Consider the following 15,663-nt stretch of genomic DNA (forward strand, 5'->3'; position numbering starts at 1 on the left):
CGCGTCCACCCCACACGCCGCAGTCCCGGCGAACGCCGGGACCTCAGGCAATTGAAGAAAGGACAAAGCCGCACGAGACCCCGGGGATACGGGCCGTTTCAGCCGACAACAAGGCCTATCCGAGCTTGCAAACGCAGATCTTGTTGCCGTCCGGGTCGCGGAAATAGGCGCCATAGAAGGTCGGCATGCGGTTGCCCGGTGCGCCTTCGTCGACAGCACCCAGCGCGATGGCCTTGTTATAGACCTTGTCGACGGTTGCATTGTCCGCGCAGGCCAGCGCCGGCATCACACCATTGCCGCAGCTGGCAGAATCCTTGTCATAGGGGTCACCAATCGCCAGCATGGGCTGGCCGGGGCCGACGCCATAGAATTGCAGGCGATCGTTCGCGAAGAAGCGTTTCGCGCCCATTTCGCCCAGGACAGCGTCATAGAAAGTCAGGGCTTTTTCCTTGTTGTTCGTTCCAAGGGTTACGTAAGCCAGCATGTCGGTTCCTCCCATTTCATGCGTTTCGTTTTGGGACTCTGACCACGGGCATGCGCTTGCGGCAAGATATGACGCAGGGACGCGGCTTGACGTTTACGTGAACGTCTGGTGTGACACCGACCAGAACCGTTTGTAGCAATTGCAGGAGTTTTCCCATGTCCGATATCCGTTTTGACGGCAAAGTTGCCATCGTCACCGGCGCCGGCGGCGGCCTTGGTCGTTGCCACGCCCTCGAACTTGCCCGCCGCGGCGCCAAGGTCGTCGTCAACGATCTGGGCTCCAGCATGGACGGATCGGGTGGCAGCTCCGCTGCAGCTGAAGGCGTCGTGAAGGAAATCGAAGCCCTGGGCGGCGAAGCGATCGCCAACGGCTCCTCGGTTGCTGACGCAGCAGGCGTGAAAAAAATGATCGATGACACAATGGCCAAATGGGGCCGCATCGACATCCTGATCGCCAATGCCGGCATCCTGCGCGACAAGTCTTTCTCCAAGATGACGCAAACCGACATCGACCTCGTCATCGACGTTCACCTGCGCGGCTCGTTCATGCCGATCCACGCCGCCTGGGACATCATGAAAGAACAGAATTACGGCCGTATCGTCGTAACGACTTCCTCGACTGGCCTCTATGGCAACTTCGGCCAGGCCAATTACGGCGCCGCCAAGCTCGGCCTCGTCGGCATGATGAACACGCTGAAGATCGAAGGCGCAAAGAACAACATCAAGATCAACGCCGTCTGCCCGGTGGCTGCAACGCAGATGACGGAAGGCCTGATGCCGCCTGCCGTTCTGGAACAGCTGAAGCCTGAATACGTGTCGCCCGGCGTGATGAACCTCGTCAAGGAAGATGCCCCTACCGGCGTGATCCTGTCGGCTGCCGCAGGCGCATTCTCCATCGCGCGCATCGTTGAAACCGAAGGTGCATTCGTCGGCGTCGGTGACGACCTCACGGCTGAGGCGGTTGCCGCCAAGTGGGACCAGATCACCGATACGTCCAAAACGCTTCCAGCCTTCAAGGCCGGTGGTGAACACGGCCAGCACATGTTCGCGGTCGCAGCTGGTGGTGTGAAGGCCTAAGGTTGCTTCAGGCGAGTTTTAAGCGCAGGATTCTCCTCACACGCTATTGAGGGGAATCCATGCGTTTTACTGCCATTACATTTCTATTTTCAGCCTTCCTGATTGCCACGGCGTGTAGCGCCCCTGCTCCCGCTGAGCCTGCCGAGCCCGCTTCAGAATCAGTCGCGTTACCCATTAGCGCCGAAGGCGAGACCTGCGGCGGCATCGCTGCCCTGCAATGCGAAGATGGCTATTTCTGTCTTGTGCAGGATGGCATGTGCGTCAATACGGCTGACTATGCCGGCACCTGCCAGAAGATTAAGCCCGCCTGCACACGCGAATATGCACCCGTCTGCGGCTGCAACGGCAAGACCTATCCGAATACGTGTGAAGCCCATGCCGACGGCACGAGTGTTGCCACGAAGGGCGCCTGCACAGGCTGAAGCTGTAACGGCCCCCCCGAGGGGAGGCCGTTCGCGTTAGTCCTGCATGGCTTTCAGATACATTGAGTTCTTCGGCTTGGAAAAGACGCGCTCAACCATCGGCGCGAAGAATTCCAGCGGCTCGCTCTCATAATCAGGGTCGAATGCGGCCTGATCGTACAGATGGCAGAACTGCGCGCAGTATTCGTAGTGCGGGCTGTCCTTGAACTGCTCGCGCATATTCTTGTCGAGGCCAAGATACTCAAAGAAGTAATAACCCTGGAACGCACCGTGATTGGCCACCATGAACAGGTTGGCCTCTGACACAAAGGGCTTCAGGATCGCCGCAGCCACGTCCGGGTGGTTCATGCTGCCCAGCGTATCGCCGATATCGTGCAGCAGGGCGCAAACGACATATTCCTCGTCACGCCCGTCGCGGTGAGCGCGCGTTGCAGTCTGCAGCGAATGGGTCAGACGGTCGACAGGGAAGCCACCATAGTCACCGTCAAGCAGCCTCAAATGGTCCAGTACGCGCTTGGCTAGTCCCTTGTTGAACTGCTTGGCATGCGTGGCGATGATACCCCAGTCTTCCTGCGTGCCCTCCAGCATTTCGCGGAATTTTGCACGCTCTTCGATGTCGTGTCCGTCGGCCATGTTGTGTCTCCTCCATGTCTCGTTGGGCTTACAATATACCACACGACGGAAACAGGAAAGCGCGACTGCGGCAGGCCGCCGTTTGGCCACCAGCCAAAATCGTGTCATTCTGGCAAGTGCAAGAGCGAGGATACGCGATGCACGGGAGGAAAAAGTCGACACTTAGCCCGGCAGGAAAATGGCTGCGCCGCTTTCGTCAGGCCGCCTTGGCTGCCTTGTGCGTCGTCGGTTCCGTTGCCGCGCATGCCACCGAACGCCAATCTATTCCGTTCAATGTAGACATGAATGGCAATATCGTCGTGCAACTGACCTTGAACGACGAGACGCCCGCCATCGGGGTGATCGATACGGCAGCAACATATGCGATGATCGGTATGGCAACGGCCAAACGCGCAGGCGTGGAACCACCCGATTCCTCTATGGTAACTGTCCTCGGCCTTGAGGGCACGCGCGCCTATCCCATCGTATACCTGGACAGTATCGCAGCAGGAAATTGCCGGTTCATTGATGTGGCCGCCGCACTGAACCAGCGGATCGAGGTGACCGGTGTGAAGAACATCGTCCCGCTGACGGTTCTTGAGGGCGATGTAGTGGACTTTGACTTCGCAGAGGGCCGCGTCCTTGTCTATAACGGGCGCCCCGATACGCACACGGCACAGATAACAAGTCGCCTGCCGATGCGCCAGATCAACGGGCTCTGGTTCACGGAGGTAAAGCTCAATGGACGCAAAGGTCTGGCGCTCATCGACACCGGGTCCAGCGTCTCATATATCAACAGCCGGTTTGCTGAAGACGCGGACATGACGCCCAATCTCCAGAAGACCCATATCCTGCAAGGAATCACCGGGAATGGTATTGATGTCCGGGTGGCGACGGGGCGAAAAATCCGGCTCGGCAAGCACACGGTCTCCCGGCCCGATATGATCGTCGCTGATCCGCTCCTATTCGAGCATCTGGGGCTTATCGATGCACCTGCCATGGTGATGGGGCTGGACTATCTGTCCGCTTTCAGGGTCCAGCTTGACCGCCGCAGGGGTTATCTTGTCCTGACTCTGCAGGATGGAAAGCGTGGCACGGTGCCGATCCACGGTAATGCGACCGGCACGAATATTCGCGGTGATTGAGCGGCTCACGCGCTGGCATTCGCGATCTGCGATCGGGGCAATGCAATCAGCTAAGAAGCCTCTAAAATTCAGGGAATTTTCGTCGCGAAGAAGGCCGCTGCCCCATCGGTGAACTCCGCCACCTGGGCATTGCTGTATCCGACATGGCTATTTGCGCCCGGCACAAGATAGAGTTCGGCATCAACGCCGTAGGACTGCGCGATCTGCACCATGTCGCACCCACCTGCGAGGCTGAAGCCTGCATCGCCCATGGCATACCGGCACGGAACGGTTGGGTCGAACTCTTCATGCGCCGCGTAGATCGGCGCCGTGTTCGCATCAATCCAGAGAAAATCCGTCAGCCCGCCCGAAATGCTGAAGACACCCTGAATATCCGAGGAAATGCCCGTATTCGTGCTGCTGTCGCCCGCTGTGCCGTTATGCGCCGTCAGGAAATTACGCACATTCGTCGACAGGCCGTCGCCAAGGTCCAGGGCACCGGCGAAGGACGCCATGATGCCCCCGGAGGAAACGCCGCCGACGAAAATGGCATCGTCACGCGTGCCATAGACATCGGCGCCTTCCGCATCCTGTCGGAGAAAACGCACAGCGGCTCGCATGTCATACATGGCTTCAATGATTGCGATATTCGCATCATCTTCCGTAGCCGGTGTGTTTTCAAAAAATCGATAATCGATGGAGGCTGTCACATAGCCACGCCGCGCCAGATTCTGAGCAACGGAGACAATGAGGGGGTTCCGGCGACTGCCCTCCGTAAATCCGCCACCGAAAGCAAGCACGAATACGGGGCGATCCGTCTCTGTGTCGCCCACAGGCGTGTAGATATCCATGCGGAGCGTCTGGGTGCCGACATTCCGGTCCGCCTCACCAAACACCACATCGGACGTCCGGTTCGTGCTGGCGAACACCTCGTCCATGTAGCGCTGGGGGCCGGGTGCCGGAGGTGGCGGCGGTGGCGGGGACACCGGCGGTGAAGCAGGCGGGGGTGGCGGCGGAGGTGCTGGTGAAACGGGCGGAGGCGACGCCGGTGGCGAAGGGGGCACAACGACAGGCCCTGATGAAGAGCCGGAGCCCCCACCACCGCAACCCGCAAGACTGACAGATGCGGCAACAATGACCGCGGCTTTCCAAATCGACATGGTAAACTTCTACGGCACTTATTGGGACAATGACAATTTCGGATTTGTAATCCTTTTGTCGCGCTCATCACGGGGTCGAATAACGGGCAGTTGTCCGGTTTCCTGATGGCATATGCAAAATGCCCCTCCTTCCTCGCGGAAGAAGGGGCATTCCATCAGACGCCTCAATCCCAGAGCGAGCCCAGTGCAAGCCGGTCACGCCAGGTTTCACGCGGGCCGATATGGGCCGGACCGCACCTGTCGCACGCATGGTCGTGCAGCTGGCGGGCGAGCGCCCACGTCGACTGCCCGGTGCGAACGCCAGCCGCGTCGAGGACAGCGACGATGTGCCGGAGCGCGGCGTCACTTGCGTCCGCGTTCTGCACACCGAGCGCCTCGGCCAAGCGCCAGCCGGCAGGATCCTGCCGCAGGGCAACAGCCAAGTGCTCACCCGCAACGCGCACGGTGTAGACCGCCATCCGCCCGGCGGACAGATCGCCCACAAAGTCCCGCAAACAATTGCGAAACTCGAGCGCGACACTGACCAGTGCCTTGCGGTCATTCACCTGCACGAAGGCCTCCGGCAGGCGCGGCAGCGCCATCACGCTGCCGAACCGAACCGGCTGAAGTGCCTCGGCTGCCATGTCGAACAAGGCGAGCGTATCGCGCGCCCGGTTCCAGCGGCTGGCCATGGCGACCGCCTCGCCTGCCCCATGAATGCGCAAGGCCAGACGGAACGCTTCGGCAAGGTCATCCACGGCGACCGGCAAAGCTGGCAACCGGGAAATGATCCCCGCCTGACGCAGCTGTATCGGCAATTTACCGATCAGCGCGAGCCGATCAGCACCGATGGCCTTCATGTGCCGCAGCACACGTGCCGCTTCCTCCTCAGCAAACAGGCTGAGGAAACGGGCATAGTCACCCGCCTCCCACAGCACTTCGCCGAGACGGCCGAGCGCCTTCATCAGGCCGCCCGGCGCTTCGCCTCGCATCAGGAAGCACGCAACGTCACGATCTCGCCCACGCTCAACTGCGTGGATGATCTCGCCCATTCGCATCTCCGGCGCACGACCGAGCAGGATCGCGGCAGCATGGCGACGGGCCGTTGGCAGGGTGAAGAACCCGTTGTGCGGCGCAGGCCAGGCCTGAGCAATCAGGTCAGCATGGGGCCCGGCCAGGAAGCCGAGCAACGGCGTCTGGATGCCGGCACGCCCTTTCGGACGCACATGCATCAGGGTCATGGGCGTGCCCATGATCCACCTCCTTTCAAATCGCATCCGCCGAGGCAATGCCCCAGCGCGAGCGGATCAGGTGTTCAATACGAGGTCAGGCATCCACCGGCCAAAGCGCGGGGGAGGCCGACAATGCCCCCCGCAGTCGCGAGGAGCTGATTGTGTTTTTACAACTCAGCTTCATCTCAAATCTCTTCGGGTTAGGTCTGCCGGGCCATCCTTGAGCGGACGGCCCGGCAGTGAGGTGCGGCGTATAAGGCCAGACATGGTTAACTGTCAACCCTTTACACAGACGACCTGACGAAGCGTGTGCACCACCTCCACCAGATCAGACTGCGCGGCCATGACGGCGTCGATGTCCTTGTAGGCCATCGGCGTTTCATCAATCACGCCCGCGTCTTTGCGACATTCCACGGCGGCTGTTGCTGCGATATGGTCCTCCAGCGTGAACCGGCGCTTCGCTTCCGTGCGCGACATGGCCCGCCCTGCCCCGTGCGAACACGAACAGAACGAGTCCGCATTGCCCTTCCCGCGAACGATGAAGGACTTCGCCCCCATCGAACCCGGAATGATGCCCAGCTCACCCTCACCTGCGCGCACGGCGCCTTTGCGAGTGACCCAGATATCGGCGCCGAAATGATGCTCCCGCTCCACGTAATTGTGGTGGCAGTTCACCGCCTGCTTGGCCAACGTGAAGGCTGGCAGCATGTCACGCATGGCGATCAGCACACGGTCCATCATGACTTCCCGGTTAAGGCGCGCATAGTCCTGCGCCCAACCGATGGCATCGATGTAATCCGCAAACAGCTCCTCTCCTTCCACAAGGAAAGCGAGGTCACGGTCGGGCACATGATAGCCGAGCACGCGCTTCTCCAGGGCCTCACGGGCTTCCTGGATGAAGTACGTACCGATCACGTTCCCGGTGCCGCGAGACCCGGAGTGCAACATGACCCAGACATGATCCGTTTCATCGAGGCAAAGCTCGATGAAATGGTTCCCGCCACCGAGCGAGCCCAGCTGCTTGGCAAAGGCCGTACGCTGGATGCGCTTGTGCTTGCCGGTAATGGCCTCAAGACGGTCCACCAGCCCGGAATGACGCAGCGCCGTGGCTGCCCGTGCGGGTGCTTCCTTATGGCTGCCAGCGCGCCCGTTGCCGACCGGCACCTTGCGCTCGATCTCACTGCGGATGGCCGCAAGGCTGTCCGGCAGGTCGTTCGCTGTGAGGCTCGTGCCAATCGCCATCATTCCGCAACCGATGTCGACACCGACAGCAGCGGGAATGATCGCCCCCTTCGTGGGGATGACCGAACCAACAGTGGCGCCGCGCCCGAAGTGCACGTCTGGCATCACGGCAAGGTGCGAGTGAATGAACGGCAGGCCCGCTACATTCTCAAGCTGGTGCCGGGCGCTCTCCTCAACGGGAACACCTTTTACCCAGGCCTTGATGCGCCCACCGGCGCTGGTTTCGAAAACGTCAAATTTACTCATCGTTCCAAAGTCTGGTGGTTCCAAACTCCTCCTGACAAGCCCTCCGCGGTTCCCTTTGGGTGAAAGACATAAAAAACCCTCCGGGCGTAAGACGCGGAGGGCGGACAAAAACCGGTTTCCCGATCTGCAGACTGACAATCAGCCCTATCCAGCTTCCTCCATGCGAACGCATTCGCTGCGCAGTTCCTGCGCGTCAAACTTCGCTCTTGGTTGGTTGGTATACCAGTTCATTGGTATCTCCGTTGCTGAATGGATGCGCCGTATGATGGAATCAGATTGCGTCGTCAAGCTTTCCTGAAAAAGAAAACCCCGGACACATTGGTCCGGGGTCTGATGTGTTTTACATAAAGTCTCTTATCACCCAAGGACTTGCATCTATTTCGCGACACGTCCTGTCTTGTCGAAACGGGCATAAAAATCGGTCAACGTGACGGCATAATCGTCTTCATCATGGAAAGCTTCGTCCGAGAGTTTCGGCTTTTCTCCGGCCTTGTACCAGGCCGCATATGTATCCGTATCGCGGCTCATCTTCTCATAATGCGTTGAATAGGTTTTTACCGTCATGACCGGCGTGGCCTCGGCCATGTCGAAACGCATCAGGCGCATCCACCCATCGCCAATGCCCACGGGCCAGGCCGATTTGACGCCCGCATCAATGGCCGTCTGCCCGCGGTCCTGATAGTCGGCCAGCACCTGCCACACCTTGTTGCCGAATGCGTTGTCATCGACGCGGTAGGCTTGGCCATGCTCATGGCCGCACAGGACGAGGAAAATCTGGTCATTCTGGCTGATCAGCTTGTCCCACACCATTTGCGGGTTGTTGTTCTGCGGGTCCACGGCATGCCCATCGACCATAGGGTTCGGCACGCGCGCGCCTTCCTTGTCCATGTAGTCATGGGTGGAAACAATGGTCGGCACGCCGGGGTATTTCACCATCACGGCCTTGGCCCAATCCAGCGAGCTGTTCGGCGGATCGAATTGCAGACCGATGTGCAGGAAGCGATAGCCGCCCGCCTCGAAAATCTGCGCGCTGTCCGCGCCGCCATCATGGCTGGCGACATACCAGGGTTTGTCCTTGAAGAAGGCCGTATCCCCGCCGAAAACGGAGCGGAAATTGTCGAGCCCCCCCGGATGGACAATCCCAAGTGAGCTCTTCAGGTCGTTCGGGTCCACCTCCTGCGGGCGCGTGGCCTTGGGTGGGAACTTGGAGTCCGTAAACATGGAATCATAGTCGTGATTGCCCGGCACGACCGAGAAGGGCGTCTTGCCGGCGATCAGCGAAAAACCTTCATGGGCCTTTGGCATCTCGACGGTCTTCGTCTTTTCCGTTGGTGCAAAGAAACTGTCCATGATCGGATTTGGCACGGCCTTGAATCCACGCGCCTTGTGGTCTTCGTCCATAACCAGCGTCTGGTGCTGCCAGACATCGCCGAGGGACGTAACGAAGGCGATCTCTCCGCCAGCGCTCTCCAGATTGTCGGCAACATATTGCATCTGTTTGAGGAACAGCTCGCTGGCCTCAAACGGAAAGCCTTCGGCGGCCTGGTGCGTGTAATCGAGATAGTTCTGCGTATCGGGCAGAACCGCAATGGTGAATTCCGAATCAGCAACCGGCGCCTCGGCTTCCATAACTATCGTAGCGGTTTCACTTGCCGGTGTTGCACAGGCACTGATCAGCGACGCAGCCAGCAAAATCGCCGTCGCTGTCGTGCGGCCCGAACTGTAAGGGAATGGAATCATGGATGCAGCCTCCTCGCTATTGCCTGACAGGCGTTAGCAAACCAGCATGACACTTTCTTTCGGCCAACCCCTGTTGCAACGAATTCCTTTGCCCCAAACGAAAAACCCCGGACGTTTCCGTCCGGGGCTTTGAGTATTTCAGTGAAGGCGCGGAAGGACTAGTCGTCCATCGCTTCCAGTTCAGCAGCGTGACGCGCCTTGTCGGCAGCGCCGCGAGCCGTTTCGTCACGATCAACCAGTTCCAGGACAGCAACAGGTGCGTTGTCGCCATGGCGGAAGCCAGCTTTCAGAACGCGGGTGTAACCGCCGTTGCGGTCCTTGTAACGGTCGCCCATCACGTCGAACAGCTTGCGGACAGCGTCCTCGTCGCGGACTTTCGCGATCGCCTGACGGCGGGCCGCAAGGTCACCCTTCTTGGCAAGCGTGATAAGCTTGTCCATGAGCGGCGCCATTTCCTTGGCCTTGGGCAGGGTCGTAACGATCTGCTCATGCGTGATGAGGCTCGCCGCCATGTTGGCGAACATCGCCTTACGGTGCGAGGTCGTTTTGTTCAGTTTGCGGTGGGCTAGTCCGTGGCGCATTGTCGTGTCCTCTGGAGGTGATCAGGCCCCCGGTAATCAGATTGATCGGGTCCTATAGGTGGTCGTCGTATTTCTTGGCAAGGCCTTCAATATCTTCTGGCGGCCAATCCGGCACTTCCATGCCGAGGTGCAGGCCCATGCCAGCGAGAACTTCCTTGATTTCGTTGAGAGACTTGCGGCCGAAGTTCGGCGTGCGAAGCATCTCTGCTTCCGATTTCTGGATGAGGTCGCCGATATAGACGATATTGTCGTTCTTCAGGCAGTTTGCCGAACGCACGGACAGTTCCAGCTCGTCGACCTTCTTGAGGAGGACGGGATTGAAGCCGAGGTCGGTTTCTTCCTGAGCCTGGCCCACTTCGAGGGTTGGCTCTTCGAAATTGATGAACAGCTGAAGCTGGTCCTGGAGGATGCGGGCAGCATAAGCGACCGAATCCTCGGGCGTTACAGAACCGTCCGTCTCAATGTCGAGCGTCAGCTTGTCATAGTCCAGCACAGTGCCTTCACGCGTATCTTCAACCAGATAGCCAACGCGGCGAACTGGGCTATAGATCGCGTCAATCGGAATATAGCCGATTGGGGCATCTTCCGGACGGTGCGCATCAGCAGGCACGTAGCCTTTGCCGGTGGCAACAGTGAATTCCATGCGAACTTCTGCGCCGTCGTCGAGCGTACAGATGACGAGGTCAGGGTTCAGGATCTTGGCGTCAGCTGGCGTTTCGATCTGACCGGCTTTGACTTCGCCTGGGCCTTTCGCCTTCAGCACCATGCGCTTCGGCGTGTCGGATTCCATGAAGATCGCGACCTGCTTCAGGTTCAGCACGATCGTCGTAACATCCTCACGGACGCCCGGGATTGCCGAAAACTCGTGAACCACGCCGTCGATCTGGACGCCAATGATGGCGGCGCCCTGAAGCGATGACAGCAGCACGCGGCGCAGGGCGTTTCCGAGCGTCGTGCCGTAGCCGCGCTCAAGCGGTTCAATCACCAGCTTCGCTTTACGCTTCGTGTCATATCCAGCCTGAACCACAGGGCGGTTCGGACGGATGAGTTCTTTCCAGTTACGGTCGTTGACGGAGATAAGTTCTTTGTCAGCCATGGGCGACTTTCCTTGAAAGCGGCAAGCGGCGCAAAGCGCGCCGCTGGAGAGGTTTGATTAGACGCGGCGGCGCTTCGGCGGGCGGCATCCATTGTGCGGGATCGGCGTCGTGTCGTTGATCGACGTGACGGTCAGACCCACAGCCTGGAGCGCACGCAGCGCGCTCTCACGACCCGAACCAGGACCGCGCACGTTCACTTCAACCGTCTGGAGGCCGTGCTCCTGGGCTTTTTTCGCAGCGTCCTCAGCAGCCATCTGGGCAGCATAGGGGGTCGACTTGCGCGAGCCCTTGAAGCCAACGACGCCCGAGGACGACCAGGAAATAGCATTTCCCTGCGCGTCGGTGATCGTGACCATCGTGTTGTTGAAGCTCGAGTTGACGTGAACAACACCGGAAGTGATGTTCTTGCGCTCTCTGCGGCGGACTCGTGTCGTTGTATCGCGGGCCATCTCGGTGTGATCCTATTATTTCTTCTTGCCGGCGATCGGCTTGGCCGGACCCTTGCGGGTGCGGGCGTTGGTGTGTGTACGCTGGCCGCGGACTGGCAGCTTGCGACGGTGGCGAAGGCCACGGTAGCAACCAAGGTCCATAAGGCGCTTGATGTTCATCGACGTATCGCGGCGAAGGTCACCCTCCACGAGATAGTCGGCATCAATCGCTTCGCGGATGCGGATAACTTCGGCGTCCGACAGGTCTGCGACGCGGCGTGCAGGCTCGACGCCCACTTTTTCAATAATTTCGCGTGCCATCGCCGGGCCAATGCCATGAATATAGCGCAGCGCGATTTCGACGCGCTTGTTGGTCGGGATGTTAACGCCTGCAATACGGGCCAAAGCCGTTACTCCTGAAGCGACTGTTCAAACATAAAGAGCGCAAAGGGGCGGATGCCGCCCCGTCGCGCACTGGCGATTAAGCCTTAAGCTAAGAGATGAGGCTTATAACCCCACAAATTCCCGCGTCAACAGCGGAATCCCAGCTTTAGGCGGTCTGTTTCAAGGCCGTGTCGATTTGGGACGCGACCTCATCAATTCCACCCATTCCGTCGATCTCAACGAGGACACCTCGTTCGGCATAGATCGGCAGCAAGGGTGCTGTATCTTCATAGTATTTTTCGAGACGGCGCGAGAAAGTCGTTGGATTGTCGTCCTTACGCCCCTGCTCCTCGAATCGTTTCGTGACACGGCTCAGCAGCTTGTCATCGTCGACCAGCATGCGGATCACGAGATCCACAGAGGTGCCGCGCGACTCAAGTAGCGTATCAAGTGCCTCAGACTGGCCCACAGTGCGTGGGAAGCCGTCGAAAATGAAACCAGGCGCACCCGCCTGCACTTCCAGCTGCTCATCGATCAGGGCGATCACGATCTCGTCGGAGACCAAGCCGCCTTCATCCATGATTTGCGCAACCCGCTGGCCCAGCTCGGAACCCGAGGCCCGCGCTGCACGCAGCATGTCGCCGGTCGAGAGCTGGACGTATCCACGTTCTTCGACGAGACGTTTGGCTTGCGTGCCTTTTCCGGCCGCAGGCGGCCCGAACAGTATCAAATTCATTTCTTACGGCCCCCGAGCTTCGACTTCTTGATCATGCCTTCATACTGGTGCGCGATCAAATGCGATTGAATCTGCGTCACCGTATCCATAGTTACAGAAACCACGATCAGAAGCGATGTGCCACCGATATAGAACGGAATTTCCGGGAAATAACGACGCAGGAGCTCGGGAAGAATACAGACAAAGACGAGATAGAAAGAACCAATCGTCGTCAGGCGGGTTAGAACATAGTCGATATAGGCTGCTGTATTGGAGCCTGGGCGAATACCTGGAATGAAGCCGCCATACTTGCGCAGGTTATCAGCCGTCTCTTCCGGATTGAACATGATCGACGTGTAGAAAAAGCAGAAGAAGATGATCAGGCCAGCCTGGGTGATGATGTAGGTCCACGAGCCCGGCGAGAAGTGAGTCGCGAGGAAGCCGAGAATGCCGCTACCGCCAGCATCTGCCGCGCCGCCACCGAGGAAGCCGATTGCCGTCATTGGCAGCATCAGCAGCGCCGAGGCGAAGATTGGCGGGATAACGCCCGACGTGTTGATCTTGAGCGGCAGGAAGCTGCGCTGGCCCTGTGCAAAGCCATGGGACTGCTGGCGCTTCGGATACTGAATCAGTAGCCTTCGCTGTGATCGCTCCATGAACACGATGAAGACGACCAGCGCGATAACCATGACCGCAATCGCAAGAACAAACACAATATTGACCGAGGTCGTGCGCGCCTGCGTAATCAGGTTGAAGATTGCCTTCGGAAGTTCCGCAACGATGCCGGCGAAGATGATCAGCGAAATACCGTTGCCGATACCGCGCGCGGTGATCTGCTCGCCCATCCACATCAGCAGCATTGTGCCGCCGGTCAGCGTGACAACGCCGGTCAGGATGAAGAACCAGGGCGCAATGCCCTCAATGCGCACAGCCGACAGGCCACCGGCAATTGCGAACGACTGGACCAGCGCGAAGGCCAGCGTCAGGTAACGGGTGTACTGGTTGATCTGCTTGCGGCCCGCTTCGCCTTCCTTCTTGAGTTTCTCAAGCGTGGGTGAGGCCGACGTCATCATCTGGATGATGATGGAAGCGGTGATGTAGGGCATCACGTTGAGCGCGAAGACGCCCATACGCTCAACCGCGCCGCCGGCGAACAGGTTCATCGACCCCAGAATGCCGTTCGACTGGCCGGCAAAGAGGCTGCGATACTGTTCCGGGTCGAGGCCAGGAATGGGGATGTACGTGCCGAGGCGGTAGAGGACCAGAATTACAAGCGTGAACAGGATCCGGTTTTGCAGATCCTTCGCTTTTCCAAAGCTCGCAAAATTGACGTTGCGGGCCATTTGTTCTGCAGCATTCGCCATCGGCCGTTCAGCCTCCCTGAAAAAGCGTTCGCCGCCAAAATCGGCGGCGAAACAGTATTTGTGAAGGGGTATAAGGAAAAAACCGCTGATTAAACTTCAGCTGTGTCTTTCTTGGGCCCGGTCACCGTGACGGATCCGCCAGCTTTCTCGATTGCTTCAATCGCAGCTTTCGAGGCGCCGGTCACCGTAATGGTCACGTTCTTGGGGGCATCACCCTTGGCCAGCAGGCGAACACCGTCGCCCAGCTTGTTGACCACGCCAGCGGCGACGAGGGTTTCCTCTGTCACGTTTTTGGCGTCGAGTTTGCCTTCTTCAATGGCCTTGGCCAGACGGCTGAGGTTGATCCAGGCGTGCGACTTCGAGTTGCGGGCCGTGAAGCCGCGCTTTGGAAGACGCATGTAGATTGGCATCTGGCCGCCTTCGAAGCCGTTCACGGCAACGCCGGAACGGGCCTTCTGACCCTTGACGCCGCGACCGGCTGTCTTGCCTTTGCCCGAACCCACGCCGCGACCAACGCGCATGCGGTTCTTGGTGGCGCCCTCTGCTGGGGACAAATCGTTGAGTTTCATCGCTTTATCTTCCGATATTTATTCTGTGAGAGGGCCGACTGCGCAAACCTGCGCTACTCGCCAACCACCTCTACCAAGTGAGCCACTTTGCGGATCATGCCGCGAACCGGCGCAGTGTCTTCGAGTTCCTTCGTCCGGCCAACCTTGTTGAGACCGAGGCCAATCAGCGTCTTGCGCTGGCTGGGATCGCGGCCGATCGGGCTGCCCTTCTGACGGACGGTGAGCATTTTCTTCGCCATGTCGCCTGTCCTTCTAGCTTACGATGTCAGCCATGCCGGCTTCGGAAGCGCCATCGGTACGACGACCGACAACGTCCTGAACCTTCAGGCCACGCTTGGAAGCGACGGTACGCGGGCTCGCCTGCTCTTTCAGAGCGTCGAACGTGGCGCGAACCATGTTGTAAGGGTTCGACGAACCGATCGACTTGCCGACAACGTCCTGCACGCCGAGCACTTCCATCACGGCGCGCATCGGACCACCGGCGATAACGCCAGTACCGGGAGGCGCTGCGCGGAGCACAACTTTACCAGCGCCGTGACGGCCCTTGCCATCATGGTGCAGTGTGCGGCCTTCGCGAAGTGGCACGCGAACCATGTTGCGCTTTGCTTCTTCGGTTGCCTTGCGGATCGCCTCAGGCACTTCGCGGGCTTTGCCCTTGCCGAAGCCTGCGCGGCCCTTCTGGTCACCGACGACGACGAGTGCAGCGAAACCGAAGTTCTTGCCGCCCTTCACCGTTTTCGCAACGCGGTTGATGCCGACGAGCTTGTCGACGATCTCGGAAACTTCTTCCTCACGATCGCGACGACGGCCTCTTCCTCTTTCTTCAGCCATAGGGCCTCTCCTTAGAATTTGAGACCGCCCTCACGGGCGGCGTCTGCCAGGGCTTTCACCCGGCCGTGGAACATGTAGCCGCCGCGATCAAACACGACGTCCTCGACACCGGCCTTCTTGGCGCGCTCAGCGAGCGTCTTGCCAACCAGGGCGGCAGCAGCAGAATCTGCACCGGTCTTAGCCTTGCCCAGCACATCCTTTTCCAGGGTCGACGCCGAGGCGAGCGTGATGCCCTTCTCGTCGTCGATGATCTGGGCCGAAATGTTCTTATGGCTGCGAGCAACCGACAGACGCGGGCGCCCTTCGGCGACCTTCCGGAGTTTGGTGCGGACCCGCTGTGCGCGGCGCTGCATTTTTTCGCGTGGACTTTTCATCGG

19 protein-coding genes are annotated in these 15,663 nt (G+C 59.4%); 3 read left to right on the plus strand and 16 right to left on the minus strand.

Going from position 1 to position 15,663, the window contains the following annotated elements; genetic code table 11:
* Positions 1 to 115: 115 nt before the first annotated feature.
* Complete coding sequence (locus V7651_RS15085; protein ID WP_335591974.1) at positions 116 to 484, minus strand: VOC family protein; 369 nt, start codon at positions 482 to 484, stop codon at positions 116 to 118.
* 155 nt (positions 485 to 639) lie between these two features.
* Between V7651_RS15085 and V7651_RS15090 the strand changes: the two genes are divergently transcribed.
* A complete protein-coding gene (locus V7651_RS15090; RefSeq protein WP_335591973.1) occupies positions 640 to 1,560 on the plus strand; it encodes an SDR family NAD(P)-dependent oxidoreductase in 921 nt (306 codons plus the stop codon).
* Between the two features lie 59 nt (positions 1,561 to 1,619).
* A complete protein-coding gene (locus tag V7651_RS15095) occupies positions 1,620 to 1,982 on the plus strand; it encodes a Kazal-type serine protease inhibitor domain-containing protein (protein WP_335613653.1) in 363 nt (120 codons plus the stop codon).
* Positions 1,983 to 2,018: 36 nt separating this feature from the next.
* On the opposite strand, the gene V7651_RS15100 is transcribed toward V7651_RS15095, so the two are convergent.
* Positions 2,019 to 2,615 carry an HD domain-containing protein gene (locus tag V7651_RS15100; protein ID WP_335613654.1) on the minus strand — a complete coding sequence of 199 codons (597 nt, stop codon included), beginning with the start codon at positions 2,613 to 2,615 and terminating at the stop codon, positions 2,019 to 2,021.
* Between the two features lie 137 nt (positions 2,616 to 2,752).
* Between V7651_RS15100 and V7651_RS15105 the strand changes: the two genes are divergently transcribed.
* Entirely contained in the window at positions 2,753 to 3,739 is a 987-nt protein-coding gene (locus tag V7651_RS15105) for a pepsin/retropepsin-like aspartic protease family protein (protein ID WP_335613655.1), read from the plus strand.
* Positions 3,740 to 3,807: 68 nt separating this feature from the next.
* Here the strand turns inward: V7651_RS15105 and V7651_RS15110 are convergent, their stop codons facing one another.
* The 14 genes from V7651_RS15110 to rplR form a co-directional block, all read right to left on the minus strand.
* Positions 3,808 to 4,656, minus strand: coding sequence for an alpha/beta hydrolase (locus tag V7651_RS15110; RefSeq protein ID WP_335613656.1), 849 nt, complete (start codon positions 4,654 to 4,656; stop codon positions 3,808 to 3,810).
* 386 nt (positions 4,657 to 5,042) lie between these two features.
* Positions 5,043 to 6,110, minus strand: coding sequence for a hypothetical protein (locus V7651_RS15115; RefSeq protein ID WP_335613657.1), 1,068 nt, complete (start codon positions 6,108 to 6,110; stop codon positions 5,043 to 5,045).
* Positions 6,111 to 6,365: 255 nt separating this feature from the next.
* Positions 6,366 to 7,577 (minus strand): RtcB family protein, encoded by a 1,212-nt coding sequence (locus tag V7651_RS15120; protein ID WP_335613658.1) that lies wholly within the window; start codon positions 7,575 to 7,577, stop codon positions 6,366 to 6,368.
* Positions 7,578 to 7,952: 375 nt separating this feature from the next.
* Positions 7,953 to 9,317, minus strand: a complete 1,365-nt coding sequence (locus V7651_RS15125; RefSeq protein ID WP_335613659.1) for a metallophosphoesterase family protein — start codon at positions 9,315 to 9,317, stop codon at positions 7,953 to 7,955.
* Positions 9,318 to 9,475: 158 nt separating this feature from the next.
* Positions 9,476 to 9,898, minus strand: coding sequence for a 50S ribosomal protein L17 (gene rplQ / locus V7651_RS15130; protein WP_035537814.1), 423 nt, complete (start codon positions 9,896 to 9,898; stop codon positions 9,476 to 9,478).
* A 52-nt stretch (positions 9,899 to 9,950) separates the two neighbouring features.
* Positions 9,951 to 10,994, minus strand: a complete 1,044-nt coding sequence (locus V7651_RS15135; protein ID WP_035537813.1) for a DNA-directed RNA polymerase subunit alpha — start codon at positions 10,992 to 10,994, stop codon at positions 9,951 to 9,953.
* A gap of 57 nt (positions 10,995 to 11,051) precedes the next feature.
* Positions 11,052 to 11,444, minus strand: coding sequence for a 30S ribosomal protein S11 (gene rpsK / locus V7651_RS15140; RefSeq protein ID WP_034738444.1), 393 nt, complete (start codon positions 11,442 to 11,444; stop codon positions 11,052 to 11,054).
* A 15-nt stretch (positions 11,445 to 11,459) separates the two neighbouring features.
* On the minus strand, positions 11,460 to 11,828 hold the full coding sequence (rpsM, locus tag V7651_RS15145) for a 30S ribosomal protein S13 (RefSeq protein ID WP_034738443.1): 369 nt from the start codon (positions 11,826 to 11,828) through the stop codon (positions 11,460 to 11,462).
* 145 nt (positions 11,829 to 11,973) lie between these two features.
* Positions 11,974 to 12,543: an adenylate kinase gene (locus V7651_RS15150; protein WP_034738442.1), complete on the minus strand. Its 570-nt coding sequence runs from the start codon at positions 12,541 to 12,543 to the stop codon at positions 11,974 to 11,976.
* Positions 12,540 to 13,886 (minus strand): preprotein translocase subunit SecY, encoded by a 1,347-nt coding sequence (gene secY, locus V7651_RS15155; RefSeq protein ID WP_035537811.1) that lies wholly within the window; start codon positions 13,884 to 13,886, stop codon positions 12,540 to 12,542. Before secY ends, V7651_RS15150 begins: the two co-directional genes overlap by 4 nt.
* 89 nt (positions 13,887 to 13,975) lie before the next feature.
* Positions 13,976 to 14,455 carry a 50S ribosomal protein L15 gene (gene rplO / locus V7651_RS15160; RefSeq protein WP_035537809.1) on the minus strand — a complete coding sequence of 160 codons (480 nt, stop codon included), beginning with the start codon at positions 14,453 to 14,455 and terminating at the stop codon, positions 13,976 to 13,978.
* 53 nt (positions 14,456 to 14,508) lie between these two features.
* Positions 14,509 to 14,694 (minus strand): 50S ribosomal protein L30, encoded by a 186-nt coding sequence (rpmD, locus tag V7651_RS15165; protein WP_034738439.1) that lies wholly within the window; start codon positions 14,692 to 14,694, stop codon positions 14,509 to 14,511.
* Between the two features lie 13 nt (positions 14,695 to 14,707).
* Positions 14,708 to 15,286 (minus strand): 30S ribosomal protein S5, encoded by a 579-nt coding sequence (rpsE, locus tag V7651_RS15170; protein WP_034738438.1) that lies wholly within the window; start codon positions 15,284 to 15,286, stop codon positions 14,708 to 14,710.
* Positions 15,287 to 15,297: 11 nt separating this feature from the next.
* Positions 15,298 to 15,660, minus strand: a complete 363-nt coding sequence (rplR, locus tag V7651_RS15175; RefSeq protein ID WP_034738437.1) for a 50S ribosomal protein L18 — start codon at positions 15,658 to 15,660, stop codon at positions 15,298 to 15,300.
* Positions 15,661 to 15,663 lie beyond the last annotated feature (3 nt).

This window comes from Hyphomonas oceanitis (genome assembly GCF_036964545.1).
Taxonomy (GTDB): Bacteria; Pseudomonadota; Alphaproteobacteria; order Caulobacterales; family Hyphomonadaceae; genus Hyphomonas; species Hyphomonas oceanitis.

Coding starts and splice junctions, on each gene's coding strand:
- V7651_RS15085 (WP_335591974.1), bottom strand. CDS start 484: ATGCTGGCTTACGTAACCCTTGGAACGAACAACAAGGAAAAAGCCCTG.
- V7651_RS15090 (WP_335591973.1), top strand. CDS start 640: ATGTCCGATATCCGTTTTGACGGCAAAGTTGCCATCGTCACCGGCGCC.
- V7651_RS15095 (WP_335613653.1), top strand. CDS start 1,620: ATGCGTTTTACTGCCATTACATTTCTATTTTCAGCCTTCCTGATTGCC.
- V7651_RS15100 (WP_335613654.1), bottom strand. CDS start 2,615: ATGGCCGACGGACACGACATCGAAGAGCGTGCAAAATTCCGCGAAATG.
- V7651_RS15105 (WP_335613655.1), top strand. CDS start 2,753: ATGCACGGGAGGAAAAAGTCGACACTTAGCCCGGCAGGAAAATGGCTG.
- V7651_RS15110 (WP_335613656.1), bottom strand. CDS start 4,656: ATGGACGAGGTGTTCGCCAGCACGAACCGGACGTCCGATGTGGTGTTT.
- V7651_RS15115 (WP_335613657.1), bottom strand. CDS start 6,110: ATGGGCACGCCCATGACCCTGATGCATGTGCGTCCGAAAGGGCGTGCC.
- V7651_RS15120 (WP_335613658.1), bottom strand. CDS start 7,577: ATGAGTAAATTTGACGTTTTCGAAACCAGCGCCGGTGGGCGCATCAAG.
- V7651_RS15125 (WP_335613659.1), bottom strand. CDS start 9,317: ATGATTCCATTCCCTTACAGTTCGGGCCGCACGACAGCGACGGCGATT.
- rplQ (WP_035537814.1), bottom strand. CDS start 9,898: ATGCGCCACGGACTAGCCCACCGCAAACTGAACAAAACGACCTCGCAC.
- V7651_RS15135 (WP_035537813.1), bottom strand. CDS start 10,994: ATGGCTGACAAAGAACTTATCTCCGTCAACGACCGTAACTGGAAAGAA.
- rpsK (WP_034738444.1), bottom strand. CDS start 11,444: ATGGCCCGCGATACAACGACACGAGTCCGCCGCAGAGAGCGCAAGAAC.
- V7651_RS15150 (WP_034738442.1), bottom strand. CDS start 12,543: ATGAATTTGATACTGTTCGGGCCGCCTGCGGCCGGAAAAGGCACGCAA.
- secY (WP_035537811.1), bottom strand. CDS start 13,886: ATGGCGAATGCTGCAGAACAAATGGCCCGCAACGTCAATTTTGCGAGC.
- rplO (WP_035537809.1), bottom strand. CDS start 14,455: ATGAAACTCAACGATTTGTCCCCAGCAGAGGGCGCCACCAAGAACCGC.
- rpmD (WP_034738439.1), bottom strand. CDS start 14,694: ATGGCGAAGAAAATGCTCACCGTCCGTCAGAAGGGCAGCCCGATCGGC.
- rpsE (WP_034738438.1), bottom strand. CDS start 15,286: ATGGCTGAAGAAAGAGGAAGAGGCCGTCGTCGCGATCGTGAGGAAGAA.
- rplR (WP_034738437.1), bottom strand. CDS start 15,660: ATGAAAAGTCCACGCGAAAAAATGCAGCGCCGCGCACAGCGGGTCCGC.